Annotated in this window: 11 protein-coding genes; 1 reads left to right on the forward strand and 10 read right to left on the reverse strand. The window is 42.8% G+C overall.

Going from position 1 to position 13,444, the window contains the following annotated elements:
- Positions 1-189: 189 nt before the first annotated feature.
- Positions 190-1,161: a phosphoserine phosphatase SerB gene (serB, locus tag CXF82_RS21700; protein ID WP_101090014.1), complete on the reverse strand. Its 972-nt coding sequence runs from the start codon at positions 1,159-1,161 to the stop codon at positions 190-192.
- Between the two features lie 78 nt (positions 1,162-1,239).
- Here serB and CXF82_RS21705 point away from each other — a divergent pair, with 78 nt between their 5' ends.
- Positions 1,240-1,947 (forward strand): YtjB family periplasmic protein, encoded by a 708-nt coding sequence (locus tag CXF82_RS21705; protein ID WP_101090013.1) that lies wholly within the window; start codon positions 1,240-1,242, stop codon positions 1,945-1,947.
- 109 nt (positions 1,948-2,056) lie between these two features.
- Here the strand turns inward: CXF82_RS21705 and deoD are convergent, their stop codons facing one another.
- The 9 genes from deoD to nlpI all read right to left on the reverse strand — a co-directional run bounded on the left by deoD (position 2,057) and on the right by nlpI (position 13,223).
- Positions 2,057-2,767: a purine-nucleoside phosphorylase gene (gene deoD, locus CXF82_RS21710; RefSeq protein ID WP_101090012.1), complete on the reverse strand. Its 711-nt coding sequence runs from the start codon at positions 2,765-2,767 to the stop codon at positions 2,057-2,059.
- Positions 2,768-2,866: 99 nt separating this feature from the next.
- On the reverse strand, positions 2,867-4,087 hold the full coding sequence (locus tag CXF82_RS21715; protein WP_101090011.1) for a phosphopentomutase: 1,221 nt from the start codon (positions 4,085-4,087) through the stop codon (positions 2,867-2,869).
- A gap of 13 nt (positions 4,088-4,100) precedes the next feature.
- A complete protein-coding gene (gene deoA, locus CXF82_RS21720; protein WP_101090010.1) occupies positions 4,101-5,432 on the reverse strand; it encodes a thymidine phosphorylase in 1,332 nt (443 codons plus the stop codon).
- A gap of 163 nt (positions 5,433-5,595) precedes the next feature.
- The gene (deoC, locus tag CXF82_RS21725; RefSeq protein WP_101090009.1) at positions 5,596-6,369 is read right to left on the reverse strand and encodes a deoxyribose-phosphate aldolase; all 774 of its coding nucleotides are present in this window, start codon (positions 6,367-6,369) and stop codon (positions 5,596-5,598) included.
- A 516-nt stretch (positions 6,370-6,885) separates the two neighbouring features.
- On the reverse strand, positions 6,886-7,731 hold the full coding sequence (locus CXF82_RS21730) for a nucleoside-specific channel-forming Tsx family protein (protein WP_101090008.1): 846 nt from the start codon (positions 7,729-7,731) through the stop codon (positions 6,886-6,888).
- Positions 7,732-8,073: 342 nt separating this feature from the next.
- Entirely contained in the window at positions 8,074-9,348 is a 1,275-nt protein-coding gene (locus tag CXF82_RS21735) for a NupC/NupG family nucleoside CNT transporter (RefSeq protein ID WP_101090007.1), read from the reverse strand.
- A gap of 177 nt (positions 9,349-9,525) precedes the next feature.
- Entirely contained in the window at positions 9,526-10,344 is an 819-nt protein-coding gene (locus tag CXF82_RS21740; RefSeq protein WP_257982844.1) for a TatD family hydrolase, read from the reverse strand.
- A gap of 232 nt (positions 10,345-10,576) precedes the next feature.
- Positions 10,577-12,157: a peptide chain release factor 3 gene (gene prfC / locus CXF82_RS21745; RefSeq protein WP_101090006.1), complete on the reverse strand. Its 1,581-nt coding sequence runs from the start codon at positions 12,155-12,157 to the stop codon at positions 10,577-10,579.
- A gap of 172 nt (positions 12,158-12,329) precedes the next feature.
- Complete coding sequence (gene nlpI, locus CXF82_RS21750; RefSeq protein ID WP_101090005.1) at positions 12,330-13,223, reverse strand: lipoprotein NlpI; 894 nt, start codon at positions 13,221-13,223, stop codon at positions 12,330-12,332.
- Positions 13,224-13,444 lie beyond the last annotated feature (221 nt).

Raw genomic sequence — 13,444 nt, forward strand, 5'->3', positions numbered from 1 at the left:
CTGAGGTCAAAACAAAAAAACAAGAGTAATAACTCTAACTTAACCATTTAAACAAGTGATGATAGAAAGCTTATGGCTAATCAAGTTGATAGCTATAGATTAAAACACCGATAAAACAAAAAAGCCTACCAAGTATTTTTGGCAGGCTAGTCTATGACAGTTTATCGGTGAAATACCGCTTTAACTCGCTTACTTAAGCTGAAATAAGTAGGGTAAAGCCTTAAGGTTAAGTTTGCTGATATTAGCATCAGCCACTGCTGCGAGTTTTGGCTTAGCGTGATATGCGATGCCAAAATCTGCAATATTGATCATAGGTATATCATTGGCACCATCACCAATCGCCACTTTCTGGCCTGAGCCGATGTCCCACGTCTGTGCACAGTTAACCACACAATCGGCTTTAAACTGAGCATCGACAACTTGGCCAGAGACGGTGCCGTTGAGTTTTCCGTCAGCAATATCTAACTCATTGGCAAAGGCGGCATCGAGATCCAACAGCTGCTGCAGATGATTAACAAAAGGCCTAAAACCACCCGACGCCACAACAGTACGCCATTGGTGCTGTTTAAGCTCGGTTATCGTTTCCGTTAATCCTGGCATCAAGGGCAGCTGAGCGCATAATTTATCAATAATGCTCGCATCGGCATTCGTCAGTTTAGCCACTCGGGCGCGCAGGCTCTCTTCAAAATCGAGTTCTCCTTGCATCGCTTGCTCGGTAACCGCGGCGACGGCTGCACCAACACCCGCCATTTCAGCAAGTTCATCAATACACTCAATCTCAATCGCCGTAGAATCCATGTCCATGACCAATAAACCCGGCTGATTTAATACCGGCGCATCAGCTTTCATCTCAAATACTTCAAGCTGCGACAAGGATGCTAAAGTCACAAACACTAAGGGTTCAAGAGCGCAAACCTCAATACAATTCAGCCCTGTTGTTCGCGAGATCATCGCCAAGCTTAATTCTGCTGTATTTGACAACAACCAACTCTGTATCAGACTTAGATGTTGGCTATCGGAAAATAGGATCCGATAACGATGATGACGAGCTGGAAAATAAGCCTCAACATGGCGAGTAAATCTTTGTTCCCCAGCGTTAAAAGACATGCTACTTTCACTGCTTAACCATTCAAAAACAGTAGATTGACTCGAATTGTCCATTAGTTATGATTCTCCAACTACCGAGTACCGACATAATCAATTATGATTAAGTGAGTACACTATAAATTAAGGGTTTCAGTGTTTTATTTAAAAGGCCTAAAAAAGAGCCATAGAATAAGCAGGATATTACAGATCCTTGTCGCTATCGCATTATTCATTGGTCTGGATCAGCTGTGGGAAACTAGCCTACTACAAGGGCAACAGCTTCTAAAGTCCCAAACCGAAAAGATGGCAAGATTATTAGTGCAGCAAACAGCCTACGGCGCGGCCCCTGCACTTCAATTAGAGAATGATGAACAGCTGCAGTGGCTGGCAACCGCCTTAGTACTTGACCCTAAAGTGATGTCTGCCAGTATTTTTAGCGAAGATGGCGTAAGGCTGTCCTTCGCACAAAGCGTGACCCAAGAAGACTACGAAGCTGATTCAGAGGAGATGGCACTGCTGCTTGAGCAATATCCACCGTATGTGGAGTCCGTGTCTCAGGACGGTCAAAACTTGGGATATGTGGAAGTGAGACTAGAACCAAAGTACTTTTTTAACGAAATTAAAGAAGCGCATCAAATCAACATGGAACAACAGCAGATGATGCTTATCATTGCTGGGCTCATAGGCATGTTGCTATCACGAGCACTGTCGTTCAAACGTGCTGATTTTGATAGACGTAAAGCGAAAGTAAAACTGCGGCAGTTACTCAGTCAACGAAATGCTAAACATAGACAGCTAGAAGCAGATAACCAAGATAATGAAACGTCAACGTCAGCAGCAAGCGAACAAAAAAAGGAATAGAGCCCTGATAGTCAGTGAACTATAGATACAAAAAACGGACATTAATATGTCCGTTTTTTATGACTAATAGATTAGTCAAACCAATCTATTCACGTTACAGCATCACAAACTAAAGCGTGATTGCAGCTTCAAGTGTCATTTCAATCATTTCGTTGAAAGTAGTTTGACGCTCTTCAGAAGAGGTCTTTTCACCGGTACGGATATGATCAGATACAGTACAAACGCACAACGCTTTAGCACCGAACTCAGCAGCTACACCGTAAAGACCAGCAGCTTCCATTTCGACACCCAAGATGTTCATCTTTTCCATAACATCGAACATTTCTGGATCTGGCGTATAGAAAAGATCAGCAGAAAAAATGTTACCAACGCGGAATTTAGTACCTTTAGCTTCAGCAGCTTTAACCACGGCGCTAAGTAGGCTGTAATCAGCGATAGCGGCAAAGTCTTGACCTTTAAAACGTAGACGGTTCACTTGAGAATCGGTACAAGCTCCCATTCCGATTAACACGTCACGTACTTTTACGTCAGTGCTAACAGCACCACAAGTACCAACACGGATTAGGTTTTTAACACCGTAATCTCTAATAAGTTCAGTTGCATAGATTGAACAAGATGGGATACCCATACCTGAACCCATCACTGAAATGCGAGTACCTTTATAAGTACCAGTAAAGCCTAGCATGTTACGAACATCAGTAACTTGCACAACGTCTTCTAGAAACGTTTCAGCAATATATTTAGCGCGTAATGGATCGCCAGGAAATAGAACTGTATCGCCAAATGCACCGTCTACGGCATTAATGTGTGGTGTAGCCATCAGAAAACCCCTATTTATATTTTTCAGACTGTCGTTAATACTTGAGTCTATGTTTGCGAGCGGCCCAAAGTGAGCCGCCAAATTTAAAATTTAGTTCGTTTATGAACGAATAAAAGATTCGCCATATTCCATTGGTTCAAGCTTAAAGTAACTCGCAATTGATTGGCCCATATCAGCAAAACTATTACGTAGTCCAAGCGACCCAGGTGCTAAACCTGCGCCATAAGCAAGAACAGGTACTCTTTCACGAGTATGATCACTACCAGGCCATGTTGGATCACAACCGTGATCTGCAGTTAGCAGTAAGAAATCATCTTCATCTAGCAAGGCTAGAATTTCAGGTAAACGTGAATCAAAATACTCTAGGCTGCGTGCGTAGCCCGCAACATCACGGCGATGGCCGAAATGTGAGTCAAAGTCGACAAAGTTAGTGAATACAATCGTATTGTCACCCGCTTGTTTAACTTGCTCTAAAGTCGCGTCAAACAGTGCTTCAAGCCCTGTAGCCTTTACTTTTTTAGTAATGCCACAATGCGCATAAATGTCAGCAATTTTACCCACACTAACCACTTCGCCACCGGCATCTTTTAGCTTATCCAACACTGTCGGTGCTGGTGGCTTAACCGCATAGTCACGACGATTACCAGTACGCTCAAAGTTACTTGCATCAGTGCCTACAAATGGACGAGCAATAACGCGGCCAATATTGTAATCGGCAAGTTCTTCACGAGCAATGATACAAAGCTCATACAGCTTCTCAAGACCAAAACTTTCTTCATGACAAGCAATTTGGAACACCGAATCAGCAGAGGTATAGAAAATTGGCTTACCCGTGCGCATATGCTCTTCACCAAGCTGCTCTAAAATCACAGTACCTGAAGAGTGGCAGTTGCCCATAAACTCAGTCAAACCTGCTCGCGCAAGAATTTTGTCTGTAAGTTCCTGCGGAAAAGAGTTGCTTAAATCGCTAAAGTAGCCCCATTCATACAACACAGGGACACCCGCCATTTCCCAATGTCCACTTGGGGTATCTTTGCCTGAACTTAATTCATCTGCGTGGCCATAAGCCCCAATGATCTCAACGTCATCACCAAATCCAGCCGGAAACTCGCCCGTGCTCTCTTTAGATGCATGACCTAAGCCTAGACGAGCCAAGTTAGGTAGTTTTAGTGGCCCTTCACGACCTTCATTTGCTTTACCTTCCGCGCATGCTTGTGCAATATGCCCGAAAGTATCTGCTCCGACATCGCCAAATGCTTCAGCATCTTTTGCTGCACCAACGCCAAATGAATCTAGCATCATGATTATAGTACGTTTCATAAACTGTGCTCCGTTACAGATCTGACTCACGGATATAGCGATATATCTCAGGAGTTTTCTCTGGCTTGGTATCGCCAATATGAATCGCTTTTTTCACTGCAGCTTGTGCTTCAGCAAAGGCGTCTTCAGATTGAGCGTGTATAAATGCAATAGGCTTATCGGCGCTAATTTCATCGCCAAGTGCGCACACTTTAGTAAGTCCTACGCTGTAATCAAGCGTGTCACCAGGTTTGCGACGTCCGCCACCTAAAGTGACAACGGCAAGACCGAGTTCACGTGTATCCATGCCCGTAGCAAAACCTACTTGGTCAGCATAAATAGGACGAATAATCTTTGAATCTGGCAGGTATTTACCGTAGTTTTCTACAAAGTCTGTTGGTCCGCCAAGACCCGATACCATACGGCCAAATATTTCCGCTGCTTTACCGTTATCCAATACTTGGTTAAGTTTAGCGCGAGCTTCAGCTTCATTACTTGCAATACCACCAAGGATCAGCATTTCAGCACAAAGGCCCATAGTGACTTCGTAAAGACGTGGGTTGCGGTATGCACCTGTCATAAAGTCGACGGCTTCTTTGACTTCTACTGCGTTACCCGCACACGATGCCAATACTTGGTTCATGTCAGTTAGTAGTGCTGTCGTCTTAGTGCCTGCGCCGTTAGCTACCGCAGTAATACTGCGTGCTAGCTCTTCAGAGGCTTCATACGTTGGCATAAAGGCGCCAGTACCGACTTTGACGTCCATAGCAAGAGCATCGAGACCCGCAGCAAGCTTTTTAGACAAGATAGAGGCTGTAATAAGCGAGATAGATTCAACGGTAGCGGTGTTATCACGAATAGAGTAAAAGCGTTTATCGGCAGGAACAAGATCGCCTGTTTGACCAATAATGGCTACACCCGCTTCTTTTACGACTTTGCGGAATAGTGCACTATCGGGTTCGGTGTTGTAGCCAGGAATAGCATCAAACTTATCGAGTGTGCCACCCGTATGACCCAGTCCACGACCTGAAATCATCGGTACATAACCACCACAAGCTGCCGCCATTGGGCCTAACATCAAACTAATGACATCCCCCACACCGCCAGTTGAGTGCTTATCGATAATAGGACCATTAAGGTCTAGTGATTTCCAATCGAGAACCGTACCAGAATCACGCATTGAAGTGGTCAGCGCGATACGCTCATCCATATTCATATCGTTGAAGTAAACAGCCATGCCAAGCGCCGCTATTTGACCTTCTGAAACGGTGTTATTAGTGATGCCTTTAACAAAAAATTGGATCTCTTCTGTTGAAAGGACTTCAGCATTACGTTTTTTACGAATAATTTCTTGAGCTAAAAACATGTACTACCTCCAAGAATGTAACTAAATTCCCATCTGATGGTATTTTTAGTTAACAACCTGCTAAAGTGAAATCAAAAGCTGTAATATAGTTACATACTAACGAACTTTTGATACACCTAATTAGATTTAGATCACACTTAACAACAAGCTTAATCAGTAAAGATTAGTAACCTTGTGGTCCTTTGGCTACATCACCTAACTCAAGCGTATGCAGTAGGTTAGTCAGTAAGCTAGAAGCGCCAAATCGGAATGTAGCTGAAGTAGCCCAGTCATCACCAAGAAGACGTGCAGCAACACCTAAAAACTCTGCAGCAGCTGCAGCATCTTTTACGCCGCCAGCAGGCTTAAAGCCAACCTTAGTATTCTTTTCGCTGATCACTGTCATCATGATCTCTGCGGCTTCAAGAGTTGCGTTAACAGCAACTTTACCCGTAGAGGTCTTAATGAAATCAGCACCAGCGTCGATAGCGAGTTCAGAAGCTTTGCGGATTAGCGCAGGATCTTGTAATACACCAGACTCGATGATGACTTTTAAGATTGCATCGTCGCCACAAGCTTCTTTACATGCTTTAACGAGTTCAAATCCGACGGTCTCATTACCTGCCATTAGGGCGCGGTATGGGAAAACAACATCGACTTCGTCTGCGCCGTAAGCGACTGCAGCACGGGTTTCCAATACTGCGATAGCAATATCATCATTACCGTGTGGGAAGTTTGTCACAGTTGCGATCTTAATGTCGTCGCCACCAATTTCATTCAGTGTTTTACGAGCAATAGGAATGAAGCGAGGAAAAATACAGATGGCAGCGGTATCACCAGCTGGTGTCTTTGCTTTATGACAAAGCTCAATGACCTTTTGATCAGTATCATCATCATTAAGCGTGGTTAGATCCATTAAACTAATGGCTTGTTGTGCTGCTTTTTTTAAGTCGCTCATAATAGCTCTCCGAGACATATTCAAATAGTAAAATTTTTGATAGAAATTTGTCGTAAGGCTGTGCTTAGAAGTGGCTTTTTTTTGATTATTTTTATGGGCCGGGCCTTCGAGCATTGCCAGACCTTAAATGATGAATAGTGGTGAACCATATTCAACTTAAGGTCAATATTCAGGTATCCAACATTGCAACGTCTTGAGCTGCAATAATCTTGACACTAGTGTCACGACTTGAATCCATGAAGACCGGGAAGGGAGATTGGTACTGCTTATGTCTGCCTTTCCGCGAAAAGTCCCTTTTAGCGCGTAATAAATCTTATATCACTTTCAATTAATACTTACCTAAACAAGTTCATTAAATATAGTTCATGCTTAAGTAAAAATTAAGACGTTTACCTTATCAATTCAGCAAAAGTTGTATTATAAATTTAATCGTCAACGTTACAGTGTGTAAACGTTAGTTAGAGCCGCGAAACTACGCGGCTCTGACATATACTTAACTATGTTTTAAGCGATTGCTTAGAACTTGTAAGTAGCCGTTAGATAATGTGCGAAACCAGTTGCTTCTAGATCTAGTGCGCCAACACCATCTTCAACTAGGTAAACATCTTGGTATGCTTTTAGACCATAACCAAGAGCATAGTTGTCTGAATGCCAATGCACACCGAAGTATGCAGCACCACCACTAGATGTAGTAGGTACGAAAGCAGTTGAATTTGAGTCAGCACCAAACTGGTAATCAACATAACCTTGGAAAGACACAAAGCTACCATTGTCGAAGTTCATGAAAGGCTTGAACCAGTTCATAGAGAACTGATAACCGTTCCACTCTTTAGCATTCATGTCGTAGAAAGCGTATACGTTCATGCCAGTTTTACCTAACCATGGAACCATTACGTCAGCACCGATACCCCAGAAAGATGAGTTAACATCTTCGCCGATAACACCGCCACCCCAGTTGAATAGAGTTGAGATGTAAACTTCTTGGATAGGACCAGCAGAAAGATCCCAACCAGTCATCGCATCGATAGAGAAACGAGGAGCGAACTTCATGAACATCTTGCTTTTGCCAGTGCCTGTAGCTTTATCGCCAGAATCACCAGTTGCAAGGTTGAAAACATCGACATAACCGTATAGGTCAACAACACCAGCGCGGCCGCCGAATTCCATTTCTAGATAGTCATGTCCGCCGTCATCAGCGTCAGAACGTGGAAGCTCGTTGAACGCATACATTGCGTTGAACTGCATCCAGCTGTAATCGCCAGAACGGATATCATCGCCGCGATCTGCTGCGAATGTTGGTGCAGACATTGCTGCTGTTGCTGCGAGTGCTGTAGCTAGTGCTATAGTTTTAACGTTTTTCATCATCAACCCCATTTATTTATGGTTTTACCGCTCTACTTTATGAAGAGTCAGCGTTTCTTTTTTATGGCGTCGCATTTTACTTAATTTATGCCAAACTTCAACAGTATTTATGTAAAAATGCGAACACTAAGTTTTAACATTCGAACAAAGTCATGATTTATCGACAGATTAAGCTGCCATATCATTGTTATTGTCGTTTTTATGCCGAAAGGAACCCTAACCTTAGTTATTGATCATTTCGTAAAAAATTCTTAATTGGAAAACGATTGACTTAATAGTGGCTCTGCTCAACAAGAGCAGAGCCTAGATTGGGCGACGATTGCCTACCCAATCTCAAAGTGCTTACAATGCTAAGAAAAGACCCGCAATTGTGGCACTCATTAGGTTCGCTAGCGACGCAGCTATAACGGCACGAACACCTAACTTAGCAAGGTCATGACGACGGCTTGGAGCCATAGCGCCTAGACCACCAAGTAGAATTGCGATTGAAGATAAGTTAGCAAATCCACAGAGTGCGAATGAGATGATAGCTTTAGTTCTATCAGTCATAGCAAGACCAGTTTCAGCAACTACCATACCGCCATCAGCAATATCTTTTAGGTAAGGTGCGAAGTTTAGGTAAGCGACGAATTCGTTAACAATGATCTTCTGACCAATGAAAGAACCTGCAACCATTGCTTCATTCCAAGGCACACCGATAAGGAATGCTAGAGGCATGAACAAGTAACCTAAGATAAGCTCTAGAGTTAAGTTCTCAAAACCAACTAATCCACCAAGACCACCTAACAAACCGTTAAGCATCGCGATAAGACCAACGAAAGCAAGAAGCATTGCACCAACGTTTAGTGCTAAATGCATACCAGAAGCAGCACCGGCAGCAGCAGCGTCGATGACGTTAGCTGGCTTATCAGTGTCTTCAGGCAGATCGTCCATGTCGTTTTTAGTTGCTTCAGTCTCTGGATGGATAAGCTTAGCCATCATAAGACCACCAGGAGCAGCCATGAAAGAGGCAGCAACCAAGTATTCTATTTTAACGCCCATACCTGCATAACCAGCAAGTACCGCACCCGCGATTGATGCTAAACCACCAACCATGATTGCGAATAGCTCAGAGTTCGTCATAGTCGCAATGAAAGGACGTACAACAAGCGGCGCTTCTGTTTGACCAACGAAGATGTTTGCAGTAGCAGCCATAGATTCTGTACGGCTTGTACCTAGTGCCTTCTGTAGACCACCACCGATGAACTTAATAACCATCTGCATGATGCCAAGGTAATAAAGTACAGCAATCAAAGAAGAGAAGAAGATAATAACGGGTAGAACGCGGATAGCGAAGACGAAGCCAACACCGTTTGCGAACATAGCGTCAGTACCTAGACCACCAAATAGGAAGTCGATACCAGCTTGAGAATAACCAATAACATTGGCAACACCCATTGAAACACCGCCAAGCACTTCTTGCCCAACTGGTACATACAATACGAAACCACCAAAAATGGCCTGAATTGCTAATGCACCAAAAACGGTACGTTTGTTAATTGCTTTTTTATTATTTGAAAGCCCGAAAGCGATCGCAAGTAAGGTGACCACCCCTACTAAACTCATTAAAATATCCATTAACCATCACCCTATATGTTAATACTTTTTAATTATGTTGTTAACCAACCTTTTTCCGCGGTCGATTATACCCGAGCGGAAGCCTAAAAGCGTCGTATTGATCAAATTTTTGAAGTTTTATTTCAATGATTTCGTTGGTTATTCTGATGCGAGTTACATCTGTTTAATCAAAAAAAACTAAAGGTCAAAGAGTTGCGTTGCATTAAAATACAACTGTTCTGATATAAGAACATTCGTTTTCTTTTGTAAACTTGCTATTTTTTTGAGTAATAAAGGCAAAATCAACGGAGTATTTCGATCATTCTCGCTACTTATAGGGCTCATAGCAGGAGAATCTGTTTCTAATACAAATGCACTGAGGGGCAATTGTGCTACCGTTTGTTGGAGTTTTTTAGCGCTATCATTTAATAGCAAACCACCTATCCCTAATTTGTAACCTAAATTAACATAACGCAAAGCAAGCTCTGGCCCGCCGTAAAAGCCATGGATCACTCCTTTTTTAGCATTTTTTGCGCTTTTCAGTAGACCTAGCATCTCTTCATGGCTTTTAACACAGTGAATAATGAGAGGTAGATCGAATTCTTGAGCCAGTAAAATGTGCGCTCTGAACACTGACAATTGCGTAGTGAAATTACTTTTATGTAACTTATCTAAACCACACTCGCCAATTGCAACAAGTTTTCGCTGTTGATGCAGACTCAACAGTAACTGTCTGAGATTAGGTAACGTTTGCTCTGTCATTGAATCACAAAACCATGGGTGCACCCCTAAAGCAAAAGCGCAATTATAGGTGCTAGCAATGTGAAGTTGGTTAAGCCATTTGTCTTCTGAAACCCCCGGGATCACGACTTGAGTGATCCCTTGTGCCTTCATCTTTTCAAACAGCTCAGCTCTATCATGATCAAACTCAGCAAAGTCTAAATGCGCATGGCTGTCGATTAAAGGGCTCATTTTAGGCTGCTGTTCGGGGCTGGAATTCATCTCTACTATCGCCATTTATGCTCGAGTTCCCTATTTATGTTACTTATAAGTGCCGTTACTTATCAGTATTATCTCGCTAACGGCCGCACTGCATTGTTAATCTTTACAGTAAGTCATCACGCACTTCAAATATAGAACCCAGCATAGTCACTGACGCTGATGAAATGAAGCTCGTTATATTTCTATTAGCCCAATAAAAAACCCAAGCATTTGCTTGGGTTTCATTATTGAACATCATCAGCTGAGATTAGTTCTCACGCGTCTTAGCGAATTCAATATCTGGATAACGTTCCATCGACAAGTTTAAGTTAATCATCGTTGGAGCGATATAAGTCAGATTATCGCCGCCATCGAGTGCTAAGTTCATGCTGCATTTACGGCTAAACTCATCAAGTTTTTTGTGATCGTCACAATAAACCCAACGTGCAGTCGCAACACTGATTGCTTCATAAATAGCTTCAACTTTATATTCAGTCTTTAGTCGACCAACAACCACTTCAAACTGCAACACACCGACCGCACCAACAATGAGGTCATTGCTATCTATGGGTCTAAATACCTGTACAGCACCCTCTTCAGATAGCTGCACTAACCCTTTAAGCAATTGCTTTTGCTTTAGTGGATCTCTTAGACGAATACGACGGAACATTTCCGGTGCAAAGTTAGGAATACCGGTAAAACGCAGCTTTTCACCTTGAGTAAAGGTATCGCCAATACGAATAGTACCGTGATTATGCAAACCAATAATATCGCCAGGATAAGCGGCCTCGGCACGGTTACGATCACCAGCCATAAAGGTCAGAGCATCGCTCACGTTGACATCTTTACCTAAACGCACATGATGCATCTTCATGCCCTGCTCATAACGACCAGAACAGACACGCATAAAGGCAACGCGATCACGATGTTTAGGATCCATATTTGCTTGGATCTTAAATATAAAGCCACTGAACTTAGATTCGCTAGGCTCGATAACTCGTGTTTCGGTTTCACGGGCCTGCGGAGTAGGCGCCCACTCAACAATACCATCAAGAATATGATCAACACCAAAGTTACCCAACGCGGTACCAAAGTAAACGGGTGTCAGTTCGCCTTTTAAAAACAGCTCATGATCAAATTCATGTGAAGCGCCAACAACAAGCTCCATCTCTTCACGCACTTCGTCAGCATAGGTGCCAATAGCGTCGTCAAGTTCAGGGTTATCTAAACCCTTGATGATTTTTGAATCTTGTATTGTATGCCCCATACCACCTTGATAAAGAATAACCTCATCACGCAGTAGGTGATAAACACCTTTAAACTCTTTACCTGCACCAATGGGCCAAGTGATAGGTGCACATTTAATATTAAGCACCTCTTCAACTTCATCCATCAGTTCGACGGGGTCGCGAATATCACGATCGAGTTTGTTCATGAAGGTAACGATTGGCGTATCACGTAGACGGGTCACTTCCATCAACTTAATAGTACGTTGCTCAACACCTTTAGCGGAATCGATAACCATCAAACATGAGTCGACAGCCGTTAAGGTACGATAAGTATCTTCAGAGAAGTCTTCATGACCAGGCGTATCAAGCAAGTTAATTAAGGTATCACTGTACGGAAATTGCATCACAGATGTCGTAATTGAAATTCCACGATCTTTTTCCATCTCCATCCAGTCAGATTTAGCATGCTGACCTGATTTTTTGCCTTTTACTGTTCCCGCTTTTTGCAAAGCGTTTCCGAACAAAAGAACTTTTTCAGTAATGGTGGTTTTACCCGCATCTGGGTGAGAGATGATGGCAAAAGTACGACGCTTGTCGACCTCAACTTTATTGCCTGACATGTTTACCTGTAATTCTGGGAGTGCACAAAGGCGGCAATTATAGCTGCTCACCTATATTTTGGCTACCAGTGCCGTCGCTTAAATCAATATTGAAACTGATTTGAAATAGCAACAGCTCAATAAAAAAGCCTCCAAAAAGGAGGCTTGCTTCAAAAATAATTCGTAGCCAAACTTAATTGACGACAGTAGCCATTGCTGCATTCACTCGGGCAAGCTCTAAACGTGCATATCTGTGCTCTACAAAATCATAGATGTTGGTCGCTAGCGCAAGTCTAAAATAATTAGCTGCTTCGGCATTATCACCACGTTGCTGGGCTATCTTAGCCATATAGAAATAGGCTTCACATAAACGTTCAGCATACTCATTTGGATGCTTTAAGCCCTCTTTTGCTAAAGCGAAAACAGCTTCTTTATCTTTAGTGCCGAGATAGTAATCCACTAACGCCGTTGACCAAGCATCTGGGTTTAATTTCGCGCGGTTAGCTGTCATTCTCAACGTTGCGCTTTGTGCGTCGACTTCTCTTTCTGCTATATATAGCCATAGTACGCGGTAACCGTCCGAGGTGTCCTTGCTATAAAATGCATCCATGTCCGAGACTGCAAGTTCTGAACGCTCACCATAATACAATGAAATACCGCGATTAAGATAAGCGTAATCATATTCTGGAGACAGTTCTAACACAGCATCAAACGCTTCATAGGCACTTTCGAACTCATTTTCTTGAGTGTAATAAATGCCAAGGAAGTTATAAGCATCAGCTAGATTGGGCTGTAATTTAAGGGCTTGATGAAAATCAATACGGCTAAGAATCCGTAAACCGACTCGATCATAGATCACGCCACGATCATAGTGAAAACGCGCACGCTGCTCTTGCGTCAACTCCATACTCGATAATATTTCATTGAGCTTAGCTAAGGTTATCTCTAATTTATAGTCTGGGGAAACTGGCGCGACTTTGATGGAGGCTTGTTGGTTGCTACCTGATTGAGTTGAGACACACCCGGTCAGCAACATACTGATCCCGGCAATCACCACAACCACGCTGGTACGCATCTTTTGATTCATCCATTTAACCTTTTGAGTTCAGCAATAGCCCCAATAATAGCAATCCCCTGTTACTACTGCTATCAAGGAATTGAAAAATAATCTCATTTACGCTAATTATTACCCAACGACTGCCTCTTTTCTGTCCATCTTAGGTCATTTTGCTGATCACAAAAATGGTTGAAATAAATCACAGGCACAAAAAAGGAGGCCGTATGGCCTCCTTTTAAACAAACCGTTAT

The sequence above is a fragment of the Shewanella sp. GutDb-MelDb genome, assembly GCF_002836075.1.
In the GTDB taxonomy this organism is placed as follows: domain Bacteria; phylum Pseudomonadota; class Gammaproteobacteria; order Enterobacterales; family Shewanellaceae; genus Shewanella.

Coding starts and splice junctions, on each gene's coding strand:
- serB (WP_101090014.1), bottom strand. CDS start 1,161: ATGGACAATTCGAGTCAATCTACTGTTTTTGAATGGTTAAGCAGTGAA.
- deoD (WP_101090012.1), bottom strand. CDS start 2,767: ATGGCTACACCACACATTAATGCCGTAGACGGTGCATTTGGCGATACA.
- CXF82_RS21715 (WP_101090011.1), bottom strand. CDS start 4,087: ATGAAACGTACTATAATCATGATGCTAGATTCATTTGGCGTTGGTGCA.
- deoA (WP_101090010.1), bottom strand. CDS start 5,432: ATGTTTTTAGCTCAAGAAATTATTCGTAAAAAACGTAATGCTGAAGTC.
- deoC (WP_101090009.1), bottom strand. CDS start 6,369: ATGAGCGACTTAAAAAAAGCAGCACAACAAGCCATTAGTTTAATGGAT.
- CXF82_RS21730 (WP_101090008.1), bottom strand. CDS start 7,731: ATGAAAAACGTTAAAACTATAGCACTAGCTACAGCACTCGCAGCAACA.
- CXF82_RS21735 (WP_101090007.1), bottom strand. CDS start 9,348: ATGGATATTTTAATGAGTTTAGTAGGGGTGGTCACCTTACTTGCGATC.
- CXF82_RS21740 (WP_257982844.1), bottom strand. CDS start 10,344: ATGGCGATAGTAGAGATGAATTCCAGCCCCGAACAGCAGCCTAAAATG.
- prfC (WP_101090006.1), bottom strand. CDS start 12,157: ATGTCAGGCAATAAAGTTGAGGTCGACAAGCGTCGTACTTTTGCCATC.
- nlpI (WP_101090005.1), bottom strand. CDS start 13,223: ATGAATCAAAAGATGCGTACCAGCGTGGTTGTGGTGATTGCCGGGATC.